General features: G+C 40.3%; 15 protein-coding genes and 2 pseudogenes. 3 read left to right on the top strand and 14 right to left on the bottom strand.

The window, feature by feature from the left end:
* Positions 1-94: 94 nt before the first annotated feature.
* Positions 95-1939 (bottom strand): hypothetical protein, encoded by a 1845-nt coding sequence (locus LCM20_RS12220; RefSeq protein ID WP_225195757.1) that lies wholly within the window; start codon positions 1937-1939, stop codon positions 95-97.
* Between the two features lie 128 nt (positions 1940-2067).
* Positions 2068-4185, bottom strand: coding sequence for a hypothetical protein (locus LCM20_RS12215; RefSeq protein ID WP_225195756.1), 2118 nt, complete (start codon positions 4183-4185; stop codon positions 2068-2070).
* A gap of 247 nt (positions 4186-4432) precedes the next feature.
* Between LCM20_RS12215 and LCM20_RS12210 the strand changes: the two genes are divergently transcribed.
* Complete coding sequence (locus tag LCM20_RS12210) at positions 4433-5956, top strand: Ig-like domain-containing protein (RefSeq protein WP_225195755.1); 1524 nt, start codon at positions 4433-4435, stop codon at positions 5954-5956.
* 151 nt (positions 5957-6107) lie between these two features.
* Here the strand turns inward: LCM20_RS12210 and LCM20_RS12205 are convergent, their stop codons facing one another.
* The 6 genes from LCM20_RS12205 to LCM20_RS12180 all read right to left on the bottom strand — a co-directional run bounded on the left by LCM20_RS12205 (position 6108) and on the right by LCM20_RS12180 (position 13708).
* Positions 6108-6818 carry an OmpA family protein gene (locus LCM20_RS12205; protein ID WP_225195754.1) on the bottom strand — a complete coding sequence of 237 codons (711 nt, stop codon included), beginning with the start codon at positions 6816-6818 and terminating at the stop codon, positions 6108-6110.
* An 8-nt stretch (positions 6819-6826) separates the two neighbouring features.
* Positions 6827-8809, bottom strand: a complete 1983-nt coding sequence (locus LCM20_RS12200; RefSeq protein ID WP_225195753.1) for a MotA/TolQ/ExbB proton channel family protein — start codon at positions 8807-8809, stop codon at positions 6827-6829.
* A gap of 14 nt (positions 8810-8823) precedes the next feature.
* A complete protein-coding gene (locus LCM20_RS12195; RefSeq protein ID WP_225195752.1) occupies positions 8824-10143 on the bottom strand; it encodes an NYN domain-containing protein in 1320 nt (439 codons plus the stop codon).
* A 423-nt stretch (positions 10144-10566) separates the two neighbouring features.
* Positions 10567-11925, bottom strand: a complete 1359-nt coding sequence (locus LCM20_RS12190; protein WP_225195751.1) for a DUF5050 domain-containing protein — start codon at positions 11923-11925, stop codon at positions 10567-10569.
* A gap of 373 nt (positions 11926-12298) precedes the next feature.
* Positions 12299-12799 carry a type IV pilin protein gene (locus LCM20_RS12185; RefSeq protein WP_225195750.1) on the bottom strand — a complete coding sequence of 167 codons (501 nt, stop codon included), beginning with the start codon at positions 12797-12799 and terminating at the stop codon, positions 12299-12301.
* A 504-nt stretch (positions 12800-13303) separates the two neighbouring features.
* A complete protein-coding gene (locus tag LCM20_RS12180; RefSeq protein WP_225195749.1) occupies positions 13304-13708 on the bottom strand; it encodes a hypothetical protein in 405 nt (134 codons plus the stop codon).
* 116 nt (positions 13709-13824) lie between these two features.
* On the opposite strand from LCM20_RS12180, the pseudogene LCM20_RS12175 reads away from it, so the two are divergent.
* Positions 13825-14037 (top strand): annotated as a pseudogene (locus tag LCM20_RS12175) (transposase); the annotation flags it as partial.
* A gap of 140 nt (positions 14038-14177) precedes the next feature.
* Here LCM20_RS12175 and LCM20_RS12170 read toward each other — a convergent pair.
* The 6 genes from LCM20_RS12170 to LCM20_RS12145 form a co-directional block, all read right to left on the bottom strand.
* Entirely contained in the window at positions 14178-15170 is a 993-nt protein-coding gene (locus LCM20_RS12170) for a hypothetical protein (RefSeq protein WP_225195748.1), read from the bottom strand.
* Positions 15171-15347: 177 nt separating this feature from the next.
* Positions 15348-16067, bottom strand: coding sequence for a restriction endonuclease (locus tag LCM20_RS12165; RefSeq protein ID WP_225195747.1), 720 nt, complete (start codon positions 16065-16067; stop codon positions 15348-15350).
* Between the two features lie 75 nt (positions 16068-16142).
* Positions 16143-19436, bottom strand: a complete 3294-nt coding sequence (locus LCM20_RS12160; protein ID WP_225195746.1) for an AAA domain-containing protein — start codon at positions 19434-19436, stop codon at positions 16143-16145.
* 29 nt (positions 19437-19465) lie between these two features.
* The gene (locus LCM20_RS12155) at positions 19466-20080 is read right to left on the bottom strand and encodes a hypothetical protein (protein WP_225195745.1); all 615 of its coding nucleotides are present in this window, start codon (positions 20078-20080) and stop codon (positions 19466-19468) included.
* Positions 20081-20091: 11 nt separating this feature from the next.
* Entirely contained in the window at positions 20092-20667 is a 576-nt protein-coding gene (locus LCM20_RS12150; protein WP_225195744.1) for a hypothetical protein, read from the bottom strand.
* Positions 20616-21644, bottom strand: coding sequence for a hypothetical protein (locus tag LCM20_RS12145; RefSeq protein ID WP_225195743.1), 1029 nt, complete (start codon positions 21642-21644; stop codon positions 20616-20618). Before LCM20_RS12145 ends, LCM20_RS12150 begins: the two co-directional genes overlap by 52 nt.
* A gap of 651 nt (positions 21645-22295) precedes the next feature.
* Here LCM20_RS12145 and LCM20_RS12140 point away from each other — a divergent pair.
* Positions 22296-22443 (top strand): annotated as a pseudogene (locus LCM20_RS12140) (IS3 family transposase); the annotation flags it as partial.

Below are 22443 nucleotides of genomic sequence, written 5' to 3'. Positions count from 1 at the left end.
AAGAAGAAGCGCGGAATCCGTCCGCGCTTCTTCTTTCAAATGATACTCACAATCTGATTCCGCTTCGCTTCCTTTCTGAAGCTTTTTGAAGAGATCATTTACTAATGTATCGATCGTATTCAACTTTTCCCTCAGATTCATCATCAACCCCTGAAACATCTTTATAGGTGCTGACAGGATAAATGCCTCCGTACCATGCATCTGCCGTATCCCAGGTAATGGCTTTCTCAACGATTCTCTGCATGGTCGTCATTCGCCCCAGTTTGACGTCAACTGCACGTTTATACCATTTGTTCAGTTCCACACCTTCTGGTAGGTTCGTGCCAGAAGTATAGCGGATATATTGCATACCTCTTACTATTTTTTGTTTGTAGGGTATATCTGATCGGTAAACCAGTGACATATCTGTAATGAATAGGCTCTCTGATATGCGCTTCTCTTCCTTCGTATCTTGGACGATCTGATCGAATAAGTCTTTTAAGCTGTCTTTGTAACCATCACTTCTGAAGTAACCGTATTCGGGCCCCCGATAATTGGTACGATGTTTATAGAAGAAGCTGATGTCCTTCTTATACTGGTTTCCGATTGTTCTATAGTCCCGATTATAGTAAAGGTCCATGTAATCAATTACATTTTCAAAGTAACGGCTGTGAATGAACTCATATCCGTGTTCGTCTATAAGCCAATCATTCGATTTGTTCAAATCATTATCCAATTCTTCGTACTGGACAGGAATATTTTTCAGAATTTCAAGGTCGGCTTGTTTGTCTATTGTTTTAAGCAATTGACCTTTAGTTAACGAATGAGCATCCGTGGCTTCTACAGAACCGACATCAATCGTCGACGTGTCGTTTCGATCTTGTTCATTCACTTCCTCATAAAAGGTAATCGGATCAATTTCTTCTAGAATCCATGCTGGTATAAATTCCATCCAATCAGCTCTTCGAAAGGAAGGACTCCATAGTACGACATCTATGTCTCTTTTATACCATTTCCCCATCTCTAATCCGCTTGGTACATTCTGACCTGATGTGTAACGAATATATTGGGTACCTCTTATCTTCTTGTTTCCGACCCCATTGACTTGTTCCTGAAAGGCCATGGATAGATCTGTAACGAAAATGCTGTCCATGATCAACTTGTCGTCTTTTGTGTCTTGCACCATCTGGTCAAACATCTCAAGAAGTTCTCCATTTCCTGCATCGTACGCCTTCCCGTTATATTCTTGACTCGTTCTATACATGAATTTGATCCCATCAATCCATTGATCGTCAATCGTTCGATAATCACGATTGTAATAGGTATCCATATATTTAACCAAAGGTTCAAACCGGTGTTCACTAACAGGAGTGACGCCATCGATGTAGTAATTATCGAACGCCGGCATGTCCAGTTTCAGTTCAGAAGCATTTGCTTCAGCCAGATTATCGTAGAAATCACTCGAAACAGGATATTTACTTAAACGTATTAAGTCGGCGTCCTTATTGATCCATTCTTCCATTTCCTTTTTGCTATATTCATGAATACTCTTGTCAGAAGGAAGTACTTTATCTTCCACTAACTTGAAGTTCATTTTGACCCCTTGTGGCAAAGGTACACCCGTAGTTGTTTCTACTTGGTCTGTAATCACCAAGCTGTACTGAATCCCTTCTTCATATCCAACATCAGGTGCATGGACCATCCCTTCTTTTGTTCCTTCATCGTACTGCACCGAAGACGTCAGACGCTCCCCACTTTCATCCATGACATATACATGGTCGTTTGTAAAAGTAGAGGGCTCTATGTTCCCGCTCATCTTGATGGCCCAAGATTTCGTCGGGTTCACAATTTCTTGTGCTGGTATTTTAGTGAATTCTTCCTCTTCTTCGTTTTCTGCATGAACAGACGGCAACATTCCAAATAACATGAGAATTGCTGCAATCCATATTGTTTTTCTCATCATAACTCCCCTTACACTTTTTACTTATCTTTTTATATTAGATGGCACTTGGACTATGACTACGATGTGGTGAAAATTCAGGACTTGAGCATGCGCAAGTGAGCGCGGGGATCCCCCCGCGCTTACTCTTAATTACGCCCATCATATAATTCTTCTGCACGAGTGAGGTCCAAGTACTCTTCTTCAAACGCGACCGCTTCTCCATCACCATTGTAGTAGACAATCGTCACATAGACGGGCTTCTCATGGCCCGTTTCCGTTAAGTAGTTATAGTAATCGACGACCCCTTCTTCTTCTATAACAGAATCGCCTTCTACATAGACGCCTTCTTCTTTAAAACGAAGCTTCGTATCCTCGTTGAATTCTTCCATCACTGCCTTTACAGAGGTCGGTTCAGGGGTCACGGAATAATTGAAATGGGTGATGTCATACTGCTTTGCTGCTTCCGTGAATAATGGCATATTGCGGTTTTGATTCCCTAGAGGAACCATGATCTTAACGCCCTTACTCCCTGTATTCTCTGAAGTGAAGGGGTAGGTATTGTACAAGTTCACCCGTTCGAGACGTTGGTCTTTATTCACAGCCGTTTCTGTTCCGTAATCATCAGGATAATACAAAATCGGCTGAATATAGGTGGATTTCAGAGGATCGCCTTTCATCGATTTCACTTGGTCTGTAATCACCAAATGGTGACGATCAAAACGCAGATAACCGTACCTTGATGTTACCTTCAACGTTTTCTTATCCTCAGCTAATTCGATGATGGGCGTCAAAGGCTGTCCTTCGATATGCTCCATATAAACGGTTTGTTCGTTAATGGTGTTCGGATCCATCGGTTCGCTGAATTGAACCGTCCATTCTTTTAATTTCTCCGTCGTGACAAGTGGTTCTAGTTCAATGTGGTTGGTTGCCTCTTTGATTTCTTCCGGCTCTTCTTCTTCATAAGCATCCTCAACATGAAGGTCGTCAATCTGGTAACGCTGTTCCCCGTTCACTTTACTGACTCTAAGCCATGTTTTTTTATATACAGGCAAGTCGAATGAACGAGGCATGTTTTCTTCCACTTTCACTTTCAGGACAGACTCCAGTTCTCCCTCATCATTTAGATAAGAGAAATCGACCAGCTCCACTTCCTCTAAGTTCCCCCACTGTTCCACTTCAAGTTTATAATCCGTTTTGCCTTTTTCACTATTTGCATCATAAGCTTTTGCCTTAAAGGAAGACTGACCTTGCCTGAACACGGGAACTTCCCAAGCTTCCTCGGAAACTTCTCCATCTTCGCGAGCATACATAACCATACGATCCGCTTTCTCTAATTGAGATTGCTGTTCTTTCGTAAGGGGGTATTCCTTTCCGTATGGAGGAAACGATGCCAAGAAGGACTGTTCTCCACCTTTCTCTGTGTAAAACAACAAATGAGTAGGCCGACCTTCTTCAAAACGGGTGGAAACGTCCAATGTACCTGAATTTATGTTCAAGCTAGTGGCCCATTGCCCTTCCCATTTCAATTCATCGCTCGACGTAAGTTGTTCCCTTGCAATCGAGTCACGATTTTTTATGTAGGCTGGAAATTCCATGACGACACCATATTGATCACTCACAGCTTTTATAATGAGAGAATGTGGTTCTACTGAAAATGTCGTATCGTCTTGAAGGCGATACACCTGGGAACCTTGTTCAACAGGCAGGGTGTCGATGAATTCTTCTTTACCTTCAGAAGATCGAACGATCAATCGGTATTCATCAACCAAATCCGAATTGAGATAGGACGTGAATTCGATGAGGCCACCCCACTCCGCCTTGTCTTCATCTGCATCATGAAATGACACCCGTTGTTTAATGAGCATCATGGGTGTAAAAACTTTCGACTCGAAGTGAGGAGACGCTCCTGTTAGGTCAGACTTCGGGTAGACGGCAAAATAATACGCCTCTCCCGGAACATCAAGTGTTGAATCCAACTGATACCACTTGCGTCCACGTATATCCTCTTTCTCGAATACTAAAGGAACCTTTAAAAGCTTATCGTGGTCAGGACCAAGCACGTAGCCGACAATCTCATCCGTTCCAATCGTCTCAAGCTCCCCCTTTGATAGTCGGATCCGATCGATAAACTCTCCCTTCCCTTCCTCATACTGAATGACGCTCAAACCAATATCCTGTTTGTTCTCGTTTTCTTCTGCGTCCGCAAAGGCAGCACTTTGAAAAGAGAAAAACATAGCAATAATTAAAATAAGTATCCTTTTCATAAACACAACTCCTCCTTTTTAAAATTGAACGAAACGGCTATTCATTATGCAATAGCGATTCTCCGCCCTATTAGTATATCGGAATCAGGTACATAGACTTAATCATTTTATAGGAATCAAGGAAAATATTAGATGATTACACCATGATACATTGACGGAGTGAAAGGATAAGAAGATAATGGGAAGTGGAGAAAGGAATAAAGAACTAGGAACTTTTCTTCAAATTCACACTACTCTAGGAGGTAAAATGGAACCTTACATAAGAAAGCTTTTGATCTTAACTTTATTCATTTCAATACTTACCTTAGGCTCTGCCCCATCTTCAGCATCCAGTGCAACCGAATTTGAGAAGCAGTTGACGACCGACAGAGATAAATATTGGACGGTGAACTTCAGTGAAGCCATAAATCCGTCTTCGTTCAATAAAGATGTCGTGCATGTCAAAACAGATGAAGGAAAGACTGTTGAGCAAGTGACGCTTGATTTTGACACACATAAAAATGAAGGGTATGTCTTTCCCCCTGTAATCGGGTACGAACAAGGCATAGAATATACGCTCACCATTGATAAAGAAGTGACTTCACAGAAAGGAAGAGAGATGGCCCAACCCGTCATCATGAAATTCGAGATTGTTGATACACTCATTCCAGAAGGGAAGCAAGAAGCGCGCGTAAACAGCGCATACGGTGCGTTCATCAAAAAAGAGACAAACAAATGGAACGAGTCCGAATATATCACTCAATTGAACAAACACGCACAAGCAATCGAAACGATGTTCGAAAACGGAAATCTTGATGGCATAGCATCAAAACATGCAGAAGCATTAGAGTTGCTTCTCGCAATCGATAGAAAAATCGATTACATTGGATGGAGTCAATTCGATCTGCTGGGTGAACGCTTAAATACGTTGGGCAACCTGAATGACAAAATCAAAGCCCGCTATGAAAAGGCAGCGGATGTAAGCGACGGTTCTCTTTACACTCTAAACGTAGTGACCAGCCGAGTAGAAGAAATGAAGACGAAAGTGTCTCAATACGAAGACACACTTAATTATGTAAAGCCTGCGAATCCTGTTGAAGACCGGATTTATGTAGAGTATGGTGAACACGATTATAGTGTGATGAACCAAGAAGAATATGAACTCGTTATGGATTTTGTCACACAAAAAAGTTCTGAAATCTCCGATCAATCCGTTGGTGGTAAATACGAAGAATACTTCATGGATTATTTGAATGGCGAACGGTGGAGCGGGGACCGGACAGACAGAAGTGAGCGAAACATGGGACTGAAATTTGCTGAGAACGAATTCTATCAGCTTACGGAATACAATATACCGAAAGATGATATCATCCATCTATATAAAGCACGTGAAGTGGTTGATCAGTTCGGTGAAGAAACCCTATTCAACCGGGCTGGAAGTTATTCATTTGAATACTGGAGTATGAATGGTGATGAATCCCTCGAGATTACGAAAGAAAATGAAGAAGATATCATCGCGCTCACGCCTTATGACTTACTAGAAAGAAGGGTAAACAGCTCCAGGGGAAAACGTTACGTAGCTCAAGCTTTCTTCGATCATCTTGGGTACAATACCATGATACGGAACACGAACTTGCTCATTGAGCTTGAAGGGGAATGGTTTTCCGTATTAGACAGCTTCCGCCAATTTGATCGAGACATTTTACTTCAGATGACGGAACAAAGCCCACCAACCAATGGCCCGTTCGAAGAGGTCCCAGAGTATAATTTAGATCAGTGGCTGAAACCTTAATTGAATATATAAAACGTAATAAGCCAGGCTCTTCATTTAAAAGAGCCTGGCTTTCACTAAAATTTGGACTCTGTAGATCACACATGCCTGATAAACTACGTCCGACTTCTGTCCCAACGCCTAGGAACGCTGGAAGTCGGCACAATCCAAACTAATCCATCCTATCGCTATAATTCTTCAGTCTGAACTTAAACTCGACACGTCTTGAATTTTCCCTGTCTACGACACCATTTATTTTCTTCAGCATCGCTTCAGAACGACCATTGGCTGTTATGTCTTCTCTCAGTTTCGTCTTGAACTCGTAATCTCTAATTTCCTCACCGAGAATGTATTTGACGACACTGTATGCACGCTTCTGGGACAAGTCCAGATTCGACATGTAAGAGCCGCGGTCGTCAGTGTGACCTTCTACGACGATTTGTGTGATTTCGTCGCCGTATTTCTTGTACAATACTCCAATATATAAAGGGATGAACGAGTTCAAATCTTCTTTAAATGCCGGTCTGATCACGTCTTTATTCGTTTCGAAAAGAAGGTCATTGTTCATGAATTTGATGGCCCCGGTTTCTGGGTCGATTTCGATATCGAGGTCCGTTTTACTAAACGTCTCCTTCATATCTTTAATGATGTCTTGACGAATTCCTGTAATCATCTCTATTTTTTCCCTTTGTTCGCGGATCATTTCGCCTTGCTCTTGAATTTCCTTTGCGTTCGCCATGTTTTCTTTATGAATATTGACGATCATCGCAAGCAGCACAAGTAAAATAACGAGTAGAATAGTCGTCAATAAATCGGTAAAAGAGGGCCAGAAATCATTATCACTATTCGGGCTTTCGACCAGACGTTTGTATTTATTCCGCATGACCTACCCTACCCTTCTACAACGAATGATTCTTTTTGTTGTTTCATATTCCTTACATTCTCATTCAAAGAGTCGATGGACTGGTGAAGATCTTCTAGGACGGTCCTGACGACCTCATCATTCAAGATCATTTTACTTTCCATGGTAAAGAATCGATTATCAAGAATTTTGTTCGTATTTTTCACATATCTCTCTAATTCTTGAATCGACTTGCTTAAGTTGTTATTCATACTCTCTTCAGTTTGACGGATAAAGGTTTCCATCTGCTTGGTGGACTTATCCATAAATTCTCCCATAGAGGCATTCAGAGATACCGTTTGGTCCGTTATCTTACGGTAATTATCTTCGAACTGCTGCTCCATTTTCACAGCTAAATCAGATAAGTCATCCTGGTTTTTCCCTTGCTGCTTGAAAATACCGATCGCCTCTTCGAAAGAATGATAAATCTGCTCATTTTTATCTAAGTAAGTCTTCATGTTGTCTTCCAAATCACTCTGGTTTTCGGCTTGTCGCTGAGCTTGTGCCGTAAACTCCTCACTGATTTTGTTCAATAACGTAACGCTCTCATCACTTCCTCTTTGTACATGTTCCAGTCCTTGCATCGTACTAGCAAATGTGGTGGAGAGCCTGTCCGTCTGTTCTTTCAATTGAGACGCAACTTCTGATAAACCATCGAATGACGTATGATCCAACACATCTTGAATAGAGGAAGTAGCTTGACTGACCTGTTCTAATAAAAGGGTATTTTTCTTTTCAAATTCGATTTGTGTCTCGACAATGGACTTCTGCTCACTCAGGATACTATTCTGAAAAGCACTCATCGATTCGTATGCATCTTTCGTGTCCTCCAGAGACTGATTCATAGATTCGTCAATCTTGACACACATCGAATCGAAATGGTCCATAAATTGAGACATGAAATTATGGTGTTGTTCATGAAGATGCTGAACGCCTTCTATTTGGCATGTCATGAATTCTTCGTTTCGATCCATAGATGAATGGAGCCTGTCATTAGAGGTTTCGATACTCGAAACCAATTGCTGCTGGAAGGTATCCTGATGCTGTAAATACTCAAGTAAATGTTCAAAGTCATGATGAATTTTGTCTGAACTTTGGTTGAAGGCTTCCATAATGTCTTGCATGTTCTTGAAGGTATCATTCAATTTGCCTGTCGATTGTCCGAAGTCATCATTAAAACGAACCAAATTTTCAGAAGCGGCTTCGAAGTCTTTTGAAAAAGTCTGAATCCCTTCAAATGACTTTTTCAATCCTTTAATTTCATCCCCTACTTCCCCAATGGCTTCGACAACCTTACTAGTGGCAAAGTTATCTTTATCCGCTAATATTTCATTTTCGACAGTCAACATGATATTTAAGAAAAGCTGGTCCGTATTTTTGAATTTTGTATGTAAATTAATGACCATCGAACAGAGTATACCAGCAATACTCGTATAAAACGCCGTGTCGATCCCAGACAGAATCGGCGCAATCGAACTTTGAATTTCCTCCGTGTTAATGCCTCTCAATGAAAAGACCAATCCAACGAATGTTCCTAAAACCCCGATGAGGATAGTAATGGACCCTAATGCTTGAATCAGTTTCAGTTCCCTGGCCGCGTTGTACTTATCAGCGATCCGAAAGTGCGCGAAATAATTCTCAATGACGGTCTGCACATGGTCTCGTGAGAGCTCAACCTTTTCATTCTGATGATTTGTTAGGGATTGTTGAATCTTATCCTGGACATCCTTAAACTCCCAGGACCGAGGATCTGAATACTGACGCAAGTATCCATGCATTTCTTTGTTTCGACCAACAGCAAATAATGTAACGAAGATTAATACTAAAAATGTCACCACGTTAACTCCGACAGGAACCAGCTCTGATGTTATGTTAGATCCATCATCAAATGCCCCTTTCATGAATAAGAAAAGGAATAATACAACAGCTGAGATCAGTATGTATAGACCAATAAACTTACTATTCCACTTCACTTTAAAACCACCCCTCAATATAATGTAAAGCATCCCCCATAGTCGACCAAAAACTTATGGTCCTTTTCATAACGGGAAATGAATGCCTGATTTGTATCCGCTTCTGAAACGGAAGCGATTTTCACCTTAATCCCCTCTTCGTTCAGTTCTTCCACGATCGGAAGAAAGTGCCCATCTCCAGTGAGTAGCAGAACCTCTTCATATTTGTTTTTCCGCTCTCTGATTTTATCCATCAACGCCAGATCGTCAGCATCCATTTCTTCCCCGTCGATGATTTCTTTCGCTTTTTCTTTGTCATTCGATGCTTTCAACACATGAAAGCCCTGCTCCTCCAGCAATCCTTTCAACGCCGTTATACGCTTTGCGACTTTATCCGTCCGTTCTTGTTCCTCATATTCAGGGTAGAATACCGTGGCATATTTATCTTTCACATGATATTGCTCTGCATCCCCGTATAAGATTTTCAAAAAGTGATGGAAATCGAATACCAAATTACCGGTTCCGATTAAGATGTTCGCCGTATCCAGGAAGACACCGACCTCTTTTTTCTTTTGCTTGGAAAACATGGTCAAATTCATCATCCGCTTGACCCCATCAAAATCAGATAGCAGAAAATCGCTTCGCTGAATAAAAGAATAGAGACGATTCAGCTTAGAGCCATGCTGTTCGATAAGTTGATTCATCACCTCATTCGGAAGGGTGCCAGATAGATGATCGACAAACTGCCAAAGCATCATCAAGTTGTTTTTACGAACCTTTTCCTCGTCATATGAAGGAGCTAAGCGAAGTAAATCATAGGTCATAAAGGCCTCTATCCCACCGTCCCGATTGAATAGAAAGGAATGATGGGTGATGCCAGGTTCCATCCACACATTCATCTTCGTCATATCGTGAAAAAATTGAACAATGTAGTCGAGCCAATCCTGACGATCCCCCATCTTATGTAAGTGGGCATCACCTGTCGAGTAACGCTCCTCGTATGGGACGTAGAGGCATTCTAATGAATTTGCGCCTTTACTCGTTCTCTCAAAAGGGTCTTCAGTAAGATCAGCGTTCCTTACTAAGTCCTCCCTATAGTAGAACCGGACATTTTCTCCTTCCGATAAACTCAAAGTATCAAAGGAAGAAGAAGGCAAAGCCGACACAGTCCCCTTTGAAAAATGCATCAAGTCAACCGCTCTGTAGCGTGGTTTCACAATCAGCGGGTTATCAACCGTTTGATTCATGCGAAAAAGAAGCCGATGAACGCCATTGGCATAGAGGCTGGTTCGATATAAGCTTTTTATGTCTTCTTCTTCGAATGAAGGCAGCAGAAGAAGCTCTTGATGATTCATAACCATTCACCTCCAAAAGTTTTAGGTCCTAAAGCACATTCTTTTTGTATACATTGTACCAAAATTTAAATTTATTGGGTTATTTTGTAGAAAGATAAAGATTTTTTTACCGTGAGGGCTGTTCAGGCCCCACGACCAAACCCTGTTCGAATAACGCAAGGAAGGTTTGTTTGTGAACAATTGAGCAATTTTGAGTACCGTCCCCATGTTACAGAGCAATAAATATTTTGCGGATTGAAGAAATCCTAAAGTAAAAGAAAGCTGTTTGATGAGATAAGACTCATCAAACAGCTTTTCTGCGAGCAAAACTTCCTATTGAACACTGATCGACCCGTCCCAGCGCTTACTCCACCCTACCCGCGTTTCTATTTTACAAGTCTCTTTTGCCTCTTATTAAGAGGCAAAGGTGCCTGTCCTTCTGTTTCACTCTTCAAAGAAATGCGTGATTTCTAATGTGTTGACATCCACTTTCGCTAAATGAGGTGTACCAGGACCATAGTAGACTTCATCTCCGATTACGCTCTCAACAAACGCCCCAGCCAATTGATCTAATATTACTTCTCGGTTCAGACCATCCTTACTAATTCTCACCAGATTCTTAATCGGCGCATAGCTTTCTCCACTCACAAAAATCCAATCTTCCTGCACGTTCAATAACCCGATATATGGAAGATCTGCGAGTTTCACAAGTTCTTTCGTGTTGAGGTTCATTCGGTAGATCGGTGTTTCACGATGTTCATACGAATACTTTTCAGATTCATAGTCAGGGTTTAGACCAAAGTAGATATAGTCTCCTTCAAAAGCAAACGAAATGACATCACGGAAGGCTGTCAGATCAGTTTCAATTTTTGTATCGATGAACTCGTCTGTGACCACACCTTCATACCCGCTTCCATCTATACGCGACCGAACCACTTCCAACTCACCCTGACTATCGTTCCGGTAATATAACCAACCATCTCGCTCATAAAAGATCCCCATCGTTTCATTTACTGGTACCGAAAAGATCTTCTCCGCTTCTCCACTAGCTAGATCCCTGCGGTAAATGAAATCTTTCTGATCCCAACCATTAAATACCACGTAAAAGAGGTAGTCATCATTTACGTAATAAGATAATACATGGTTCTCCGTAATCTGTTCCAGGTCAGATCCGTCAGGTTTCACTCGATACACCTTATAGTCATCCCAACGATTACTGGCAGCATCCGTCCCTTTAAAGTAGATCCAACCATTATAGAAATAAGGAGCATCTGTTTGAACCATCGGAGCAATATTTTCAGCAGCCCCTCCTACTTCCTTCGCTTTAAATAGACCATCAAGACCTACGTAGTAATAATAATCATTCGGTTTAATGACAGAGCCTCCCGTGTTCAGGTTGGACAATGCATAAGCTTCAGGGTAACTCCCTTCAACTGAAGTGAATGCCTTCCCTCCCACAGAAAACCTCATCGATACAGGCTCTCCCATTTGAGCACCATTCTGCCCCTTAACCGATGAACCAATCCATAGCGTGTACTGTCCCGGTTCGTAACGTGACTCCGGCTTGACTTCAATCTGGTCTTCCCATGTGCCATAGGAAATGCTAATAGGTACTTCTTCTCCCGTGGTATCCATTACTGAAATAGCCTTTTTAGCTGATTCCAAATCTATCGATACTCTAAATTCAATGTTCCAAACCTTATCTCCGTCAACCACTCTGTCTTGTTCGATTTCCGCTGAAACAGTATTCGCCCCTAAAAAGAATGCCAATGTCAGCAAAAGTACTAGCATGATTTTCTTCAAATCTATCTCCTCCTTCATATTCACTCAATTCTTCACCACCATTAACGTGCAGTAGGTTAGGAAACTGCAGCGTACAACCGCTCGTTAATTAAGATATTACTGGGTCACTAATGGCTAGCATCTTTCGTTATTGGACAAACAATAAGAGTAATAGGAATCTATTTAAACAATATGGGGGGATCTAAATACCGATGATTGGATATCAACACCCCCTCATCTAGTAATTAATTAAATAAGACCAAAGGAATCATGATGTTTAATGTTCGATAATTATGTAATTATTACATATAACTAAGCGACGGTTTCTCTTATTGTAAACGATTGGTCAAATGTGAGAGCCGTCCCCATTTATTGCATTACCGCGCTTATAGCCCTAACCATTCCAAAAACTTTTTCCATCAGTCCCGTTATCAGTATCTGTTCCTGTATCGGTGTCCGTTTCCGTATCAGTTTCTGTTCCTTCGCAACTACCTATAGTTCGCGTACCTCTTTCACTGTCTTGATTGATTTCTAGTAATGTTGCACACTCAAAAGTTATAGATGCATTCCCAGCTGTGACTGTAGAAGTCGTTAATGAGTAGTTAGAAGAATTGACTATGACGGAATAATTGCCCAAATCAACGTCTTCGATATATGAGGACAATTCTTCTGAAGATATCACACGATCTGAAGTGGCTTCAGTAGTTGTATCATAGAGTCTTGCAGAGTCTAGAACTTGTAAAGCCTCAGCTTTAACCGCATCCTCTCTAGTTTTCTGAATGATCCCACCTATACTAGGAATTGCAATCCCAGCTACAATACCCAAAATAACAATGACAGCCAAGAGCTCTACTAAAGTAAAGCCTTTTTGACTAAGCCAAGCTTTTTTATCCATAGTATTAATTTTCCTTTCTAATAGGACCTGTCACCATAACATTCATATTTCCATTACTCCAGTTTTTTATAGTTCTATGTACCTTGTATATATTCATATTTTACCATGAAAAAGACAAAAGAAGAGAATGTTTTTCCAATTATCTTGGCTATTGACCGACTCATCGCACCCTCCAACATTATTCATGTCAGTGGCAGGGGAAATTTTCTTAAGCTTCCTGCTGGTAAAAAGTGATGTCTCGACAATCAGGAAAGATTATCGAAAGATCGAATATAATTAGAGAGACGAAATATTAATGAACGATGATAGGAAATCTTCCTTTATTCATCTACAGAAATCGAAGGCAAAGAGTTGATAAGTGAAACTGATGGGATGGCTTGTAGTCTTTCCTGTTGCGAAGAAGAAAGGCGTGAGGACGGTTCGGGACCATGGTTAATATAGTGACAAAAGCCGCTCAATATTAGAGAGCGGCTTTTGTTTGTTACGGAAACAAAGCGATGAATATCAAAAAGCAGGTGCTATTTTATTCCGCTCAATAGCTTCCACATAATCTAAATAGTAAATTTCGACCTCAAAATAGTCATCCTCACTACCCGATTCAGAAACACGTGTAATTGCTGGCTTTGGAAGACCCTCAAAAAGAGTTTGATATACAATATCAAAATTTACATAAGGCGTTTCTTCAGAAAAACCGTATGCCTGCAGTTTGGAATTTTCTGCTTCATCTAGAGAAGATATATCTAACTCCAATCTGAAAAGAATATCTCCCTCCAACTTCTTACACTCCAATTCTACAGGAATCTTCTTACCTATTACTTGACCTATCAAGTCCCAGGCAACCTTCTTTATTTGCTGATAATCCACGTAAAAGGAAATATGCGATGGAGCTAGTTCATTGAAATATGTCATGTATTTTTCCCACTTTCCAATATTATTTCATAACAAAGGGACGGTTCTTTCATTTGTACGTTTGCACCCCTTCCGTCACCTCCGCTTCGACTTGAACCGTCCCCATGTTTTTTGCGCCTGAGTTTTACAAAATCTCTCAAGAGCAGAAAACAGAGGTGTTCAAAGAAAAGTATAAAAAGAGAGCTTCGATAGAAGGTAAGAATGCTGAACTCAAGAGGTTTCACGGTCTATCCCGAGCCAGGGGATATGGCCTCTTAAGCATTTCTAATCAGGCAAAATTAACCGCCATCGTGGTTAATTTAAAGAGAATAGTGGCCCTCCTATCCTCCTAATCCCCCTCGGTTTCAGCTTTCGATCATAAAATAAAGAGATTTATAATATGTTAAACTTTTTGACGCCTTCATACTTTCAAAAAACCCCTACCAATTCACTGGTGCCGAACCGTGCCCGCGCTTATTTCAAAAGTATATTATTGAGGTAAAGTAAAATATGAGTATTTCTCCATTTTATCAACTATATCAGAAGACCAATACCGTCTGACTAATTCAGAATGACGTAAATACTCTTCAGAAATTTCTCCGCCATTGTTTTTTGTACTATATTGTTCTTCAGGAATACCCTCAACATCACGAAAGTAATGATTGACAAACGCTTCTATATTTGGAGCAACTTCTCTAAAGAATTGTATATTCAAATAATTGGAATCTTGGATACGCTCCGGATTCAAATTGTAGTAAGCAGCTAAAGAATTCTCTACTAAACAATCTAACCTCGTTCTTAAAGGCAAATACTTTGCGAGTTGTATGTCTGTTTCAGCTCTGTTTTTCCCTGTACCCATTAGAGAAAACAGAATATCTGTTGCAATGAAGAATAATACGTAAGCATGGCTTTTATCTTTAATTAGTTGATCTGATAATTCATTGTACCTGTTTATGTTTTTTTGATATGTAAGCTGCGCCAAAACAGACGTTGCTGCAAATGCATCCGCGTTCATTTCCAAAGTTCGGCTTAACATTGGATGAATACTATTCTTATCAGACTTCATAAATAAATTCATGTGTTTAGAATCTAATTCCTTATTAATATATGCTAAATGACCATTTAAGACATGCCCCAATTCATGGAAAATAATCACTTTCGATGCTACTTCAAGCAATAAATCAAAGTAAAGTTGGGCTTTTTGGGGGTCATATTCCTCTTCTAATGAAACCATTCTATAGAAGATTTCATTTTCTTTATAGAGCAGTACATTAAAAATATCAAATAGCTTTTTAAACACCCCGTAGTTAATTACAAAGGTGTATTTTCCATCCTCGATTCTTGAGTATCCACCCATTTCCATCTTGTCGGAAATTGTATAATCAAGCTCTAATGTACCTTTATTAATAAACTCTTTTGCTCTAAACTCAATTGCTGAATTAACTAACATCTCACACTGCTCTTTAAAATTTACTTCGTTCATGTCTATTCACCATCCCTAAGATAATAAATATCCAATTTTGAATTGACGACTAAAACACTAAACTACCACACGGAGTCTAATACCGATTGCAAGGCAAACTATATCGGCTTCTAAATACAGTTAATAATAACTTCAGAGCTCCTCTAGATGGTGATTCTTAAATACAATAAGTTTTATTCAGGAATAGAATTGCTGGTTCTGTGCTTTTATCACCATTTCTCTCCAAGCCAACACCCTCATCCTCACCCATCCACTTCCCTTACAACCAATCTTCCTATCATCCGCCTCAACCAACGCCGGATTCGTAAACCCAGAACTCGTAATCATATCCCCAAGCGCACACCCATGATTCTTCTTCGCCGAATCAAGCTCCCGGATCAACTTCACATCCACCTGTTTCCCCTTCTTGTAATGCTTGATTTGCACCGCAACATCCGTATTGTGCTCAGGGTCGAAGATGATCAAATCTACTCCCCCGTCCGCACCCTCAGAAGTCCTGCGCGGTTGATAGCCTTTCGCCTTGTAGTAGAGGTAACACAACTCTTCGAACTCCCTCCAAGACAGCTCCTCCAGAGGCAATGTCATGATCTCCTTCTCAGACCGCAATAAGTTCGACTTCCCTTTCTTAGAAACAGCCGCCTTCAGAGAACTCGCTTTCCTCTTCCTATCAGGCAATCCCGTGTACTCATTCTTACCCTTGTTCTCTTTCCTTCTCATATCCGGAACAAAAGTAGAAGCGATCCCTCCTGCTAAAGCTGCAACAATAAGCAGCCCGAATATGTAGTAAATACTCGTCACGTCAAATTCAAACATGAACCACATGCCAGCCATCACCACGAGACCTGCCACAGCCGTTTGAACTTCACCTTGTCTTTGTCTCCTAGTTTTCTTAGTCATTTTCCATGCTCCCTCTGTTTTAACAATTTGAACTGTAGCATTTGTAAAATCAATAGGCAGACACCGCCATTTGCTCTATATTGATTTTAGTAGTTCAGGGAATTTCCATACCTCGCCGTTCTTTTCAACATGTTGAGAGACTTTATACAATAGACTATCCTCTCCATAGCCTCGAAAATATTTGATTGAACCAATAATTAATAAATCCGATTTAGTCCGGGAAAAGGCAACATTCAAACGTGCATGGTCTGAGAAGAAAGCTGTTCTATTTTGAGACCGGGTTGTACAATACATCACTACATCGGCTTCATCGCCTTGAAAAGCATCTACTGTGTCAATCACAACACCGCTACCATCAAATTTAAAATTCTCTCTTTTAAACTTGTTTATGATGCACCGTTTTTGCCCCTTATAAGGTGTTATAATTGCAATTTTATTCCCATCATCAATATAGTTTTTGATTTTCTGAACTAATTTGTACACTACATCAGCTTCTCTCTCATTCCGAGGAGATCCTTGACTTGTATCTTCTTTATATTTTGCATCAACTGACATATCCAACCAGTTTAGATGCTTATTGAAAACCATGACTGGCTTCTCATAAGTATTGATTCCATTGTGAAGTTTGTCATTATAGAAAAAGCGGCTGACCATAGATCCAATCACAGCCGGCATACGGTATTGCGTGTCAAGCATGGCTTTATTAGTACCAGGACACCTTTCGTATAGACGCTGGAATAGGCTTGTTTCAAACATTTCATTTTTGCAGTATTCTCTATTTTCCAGTTCAATTTTTTCAGGGTCATGTAAAGCCGTGTTTACTACAGGAGGAAGTTGCTTATGGTCTCCTATTAACACCACTTTTTTAGCACGATTGATGGGGATGAGCAATTCAGCGGGTAAGGCTTTTCCTGCTTCATCAATAATCACAAGGTCAAAAGAAAGACGGTCAAGACCAATCCTCTTCTGAGCGAGACCAACACAAGTCGCCCCAATTAAACTATTTCCTCTCAGAATCAATTCTCCAACTTCGGAATTCACACCACTGTAATCTTCAGGCATGACAATACCTTTCCAATGGTCAAGCAAATCTTCCCCGACTGCTTCAGCATCAAGTGCTTGAATGGAGCTCACGTAATCCTCATATCTCTTCTCAAAGCTGATCGGTAAAATATCTCCTTCTGTCGTCTTCCCACATCGTATCATTCGCCCCACATCATATTGTCCAACAAGATCTGTGAGGACATTATCAACGGCCACATTCGCTTGAGAAACAACGAGAATACGGTCTTCCGGGTGTTGTTGATGATGTTGATAGATAATCTCCTGAATCACTGTCGTTTTTCCGCTCCCTGGTGGTCCTTGGATAAAATATATATCTTCCTGTTGGAGACTAGCGTGTACAATTCCTCGCTGAGTCGTGTTTTCAGCGACAAGTGGATTCTGAAATGGATGAGTAGTAGTTTCTAAAACCCTAGAATCAATCGAACGGGGATTTAACAAACAATTTTTAAGCCTTGAGTTCGTTAACATCCCAATCCTGAAAGCATCAAGAGCTCGCTTTTGTTGAATTTCTGGATATGGATATTTCTTTATGTAAACGGTTAATTCCTGCACCTCATCCGTTTCATCAAAATCACCATAAACAAAAATCGATTCGGCTGTTGAGGAGAACTCGACTGGTAAGTAGCTTCCTTCACCATTTTCAGTGAAGTAATATTGACGGTAGTTGCCTTCTTTCTCAGACAAAAACTCTTTCCAATTCTCAGGATAGAGGCTTTCCATTTCAAATCGATGCATTTTTATGTCTTGACGAAAGCCCTTGTATTTTACTGGACCAACTGTAGAAGTATAAGCTTCACCATCTTTATATAGATAGGTTATCAGTTGATCGGTCACTTCTGCCCATTTATTATAGAAGCCACTACCTTCCGCACTATCTTTAATCAACTTCTGATCATTGAATTCATTGAATAAGAGAAAAGAGAACTGCTCCATTTCAGTGAACATGCTCTTATCAATGAGATTAAATTCCTCGTTGAATACAATACCGAGGGTTCCTTTCATAGCGACAAAGACATCCTCTGGATTACATGCATATTCTTTAACGTCCAGCATCCCCTTGTAGAACAAGAAGCTGTTGCCGTTCATATCTTGTTGGACATCAGCTTTTATTATAAGATCTGTTCCCAGCTGCAGCTTGACTTCATTTACATAAGGAATATCTTTTTCATTCAGCGGGGCAATCTTCCATTCATTAGTCGTTTCCCAAAGACCTTTATGTTGATTCACCCATTCAAAAAAGTCAGCGTAGTGATCTTCATCAAATACTATAGGTACCTCATTAAAGTGACAAACAGCAAAGCTTTCGTGATATTTCTCTGTTACAACAGGCTCGTAATGATATAAATTATAGTCCCACTGTTTTGGAAAAACACGGAGCTCTGCTTTTCTAGGTGGTGTACGGAAAGGATTTTCTAAATCATTCTTATGTAAACGTAAGGCCAACCCTTTGAATTTCAACTGAATATGATTCCTTTCATGCTTGAGCACTTCTGTTTGAATCCCTATGCCAGGTTGATATAGAGCTGTAAACTTGAATAGTCCTTTTGAAACAGAATACGTGCATATATTGTTTCTGGAGGATTCTACAAAAACGTGAACTTCGGCTTCTTCATGATATTCCTCAAGCTCCAACAAATCTACACAATGATATTGAATAGTAACGCCTTTTTCTATAGCAATCTGACCTGTTGAAAATAAGTCCTTCTTTTTATAACGAACCAACTTCCCCACATAGGGAAATGACTCAGGCAATAACAATTGAAATGGTTCTGACATTTCCTCGTTGTTCTTAAAGCAAATATCCAAGTACCTTTCATATTTACGAAGGTAGAACAAGTAAGCTGTCACTTTCTCTAACGCTTCTTCCAAGGAGTGATGAAGGTGTACGAGCGACTGTCGACGAAGTTGGGTGCTTTGGTGATGCTTCAGTTGTTTTCTCGTCGTCTTAACAGCCTGATTGAGCTCTTTTTTAAGTTCAATTCTCTTTTCCCTCGAGCCCTCGACAAACGTTCTCATTTTATTGTAATATAATGATCGTAATTCAGATTTTTTGAGCTCAAAGTCTTGCTTGAGCTTTTCCCTCATCAGTCGGTCTTCCTCTGTCAAATTTTCTAAGTCCTGATTGAATTGTCTTTCAAGGTCTTCTTTGTACCGGTTCATTTCAGCTTCATAATGATTGTACTTTTCCTTCATCCTTTCCTGTTTTTCCAATTCCTCTTTCGATAGTTCGTCACATACAAAATGCACAGCTGCTGCACCTACACCGATGACAGCCAGACCGACAGCAAGAGCAGGAATAGGCATTCAGAAGTCCTCCTTTCTTATTCTAATATTTAGGGTTTTAGTTTCACCATACTTTCTGCAAGAACTCTCATCTGCTCACTTACTTGATCTCTTAGGCGATCGGGAACCTCTACCCCCTTCTGTCTACACTCCTTCATTTCTTCAAGTAGAACATGGGCACACTCACTTAGGATACTCACATTTTTCTCTATCGAGTCCAGGTTGTGCATTCCTCTTTCGTGTTCCTTTTCGATCTGTTTCATTTCACGTTCATGTTCGAGACTGTATTTCTTGAATTCAAGCTGCAATTCTTCGATTCTTCCCGATGTCTCTACCTCTACCCTTTTAGTACTCTCCTTTTCCTTCACTTCGGTTTCCTTAGTCTTTTCCTTTGCCTTCGTTATCTCCATATTGGCATTCTCACGAATTTTCTCTAATTCATAAGAAGCCACTTTAACCTTCTCAATCGAACTTGTAACCTGTGTAATTATATCCGCCACATTATCGGCTACATGACTAACTGTATCCATCTTTACTTTGTAACTCTTCTCGTGTGATTCTTTCGGCAAAACTTCAACGTTTCCTTTATTTACCAAAAACGTTTCACTATTCCCTTTTTTCTTCTTCGGTTCCCTCATATTTCCTAAACCGCTTTTTTTCGTCATCCATACTCCTCCTAAATCGTTTCTTGAATAAGTTGATTGTATTTGCCCTTAGCTAAACGGTAGTCTTCTTGAAGTCTAAATAAGTGTTTAGAGCTTGTTCCCTTTTCCTCTTCTTCATCAATCAAACTTGCCGTGTAATGAAGCATATCCAGAATAGGAGCACGAAGAGCATCAATAAGAGTCAAACGTTTCAAGTGTTCTTTATACTCACGATCTGATCGTGTTGACAACTTCTCCACTTCAGCCTTCATCTCATTGCCTACCTTTTCGATTTCTAGCTCAAACGTCTTCCACTTCTTCTTCATGCGTTTACGTTGTTCTTCAATAATTACCTGTTGTTGCATAATTCTTTCTTCATACCCTTTGTTTAGGTTCTCTTTAGCCCTTTCGAGTTCCTGTTCTAATTTTTCAGTATGTTCTTTTTCAAATAAATAATCAGCATAACTAATCCCGGCCTTGACTACTTCAAGAGCCGTATCAACTGCTACGAAAATGATGTTTGACTTCGTAAGAGTTTTTCTTGCAAAAATGACATTTATGTTCTTCTGAGCGGTGCCAAAGAACCGAAAAGCGGATTCCCTCTCCATTCAAACACTTCCTCTCTCTCCCCATTTACGTGAATTTCATCTTTTGCTCGTTCGGTTTGCTCCGTTGATGTCATAAATAACAAATCATAGGGAATGCGCTGTCTTATGTGATATGTCTCTCCCACTTTGCTCTGTACATTCATGGACGTTTCTCCTAAAAAAAGAGCAACCGCTTCATTTGAAGGTCTTTTTTGCGTTCCTATTGGCTTGACATCCGTCCATTTCTTATCGTCTTCATAAGGAAAATCAGGCATAGCAAGAAAAGCTCCACCAGTCACAGGGTCAAAGTAATATACATTCTCCTTTTGATTCAACTCCACCTCTTTCTGCCTCAAGGCAAGGAGTTCTGTGCTTTTTTCAGTAACTAGAGCTGAGTCAAACTCTTTTATAGACTGGAGTTTATCCAAAAGAGGGCGGTATCGTCCCAGAGATTCATAGTATCCTTTCCAATGGACTGTTTGAATGGTTCGTTCAATATGTACAGTTCCTGTTCCTTCTTCTCTATTACTCAAAGACGCTTCTTCTTCAGGTGCTGAAAGTCCTGGCTCTGCCTTAGGTGAAGGGAGCATCTCGATGTCCTTCTGTATATAAAGGATTGGTGTTTCGTACTCGACTTCGACTTGTAATTCTTCCCGGTAATGATCCTCAAGCTCATCAAACCCAAAATGCTCAAGCACAAAATCTTTGGAATTAAATGGGCTCAAGTTTTTATACAACCTTCGAACAATTTTCTCTTTCAAACGATATGCATGGTCACTACAGTCCCGAGGCTCTACAATGATAGACTCGCCCAATAACTGGAGATTACCCGTCACACAATTGATTAATACCTTCTCTTTTTTTCGATTGAACTGATCCACAAACGTCATAACCCAATAAAGGCTGTCACCAAGATCTGATAACGCTGCATCGCTAATATCACGCTCTTCCAATAAACCAACCTTCATTAAGTAATAGAACTCTTCCTTAATAACCATTTCATCTAATAGAGTCACCTTACGTATCTCTTCAAACGTATGACCTCTCCCTAAAGCGAAGAGGATATATTGAGAGAACTTCCCCAACTCATTCAAGTGATCCGAACTTAGTTTCAAAGTTGCACGTAAAACAGGAATATAGACGGGTATTTTCTCAGGTAGTTTCGTTGCATACACACTAATCCCCTCCCAGATAATTAGTAATATTATACCATTATTGGTCGCGGACTACTATATGATTACTGATTTTGTTAATCTAATTACTCCTAAAAGAGGTTTTGTGCTGAGGTATATGTAAAGGAGGGGGTTTGGCGATGGTAGATTTGCCAAAATAGTACAAAAGGTAGAAAGAGAACCGTGCACTTAATGGTCACTGTGGAGAAATCAGGCAAGTTCTTAAGCTTTACCCCCCCCATTCCCAGTGCAAACAAAGCCATTCCAATCTCAGACGGAAACTTTCCAGCGTAAATCATCAGAACATTAGACTGAATATTTATTCAATCACTCCACATGCTTCTCCCCTCTGCTCCTCGACACCATCCATATATCGACAGTCATAGTAACATGAACCTGACTAATAATTATTTTTCACATTCTGACGCTCCCTATTATGGTTAAAAGGGAGCACTAACCCCTCAACTACTTTAAGTTAACCGTGAGATCATCGGCTATAGTTCAGTCCCTAGAAAGGACGCCTCCCTTGTCCAAGAAGCTTTTGCGTCCATACAAGGCAACCTCGAAGACCTAGAGTTATTCCACACAGATCGTGGCAATGAGTTTAAGAATCAAGCGATTGAAG

Source organism: Halobacillus litoralis (assembly GCF_020171725.1).
Taxonomy (GTDB): Bacteria; Bacillota; Bacilli; order Bacillales; family Halobacillaceae; genus Halobacillus; species Halobacillus litoralis_F.
The sequence above is the reverse complement of the archived record's forward strand: the minus strand, read 5'-3'. Positions and strand labels throughout refer to the sequence as shown.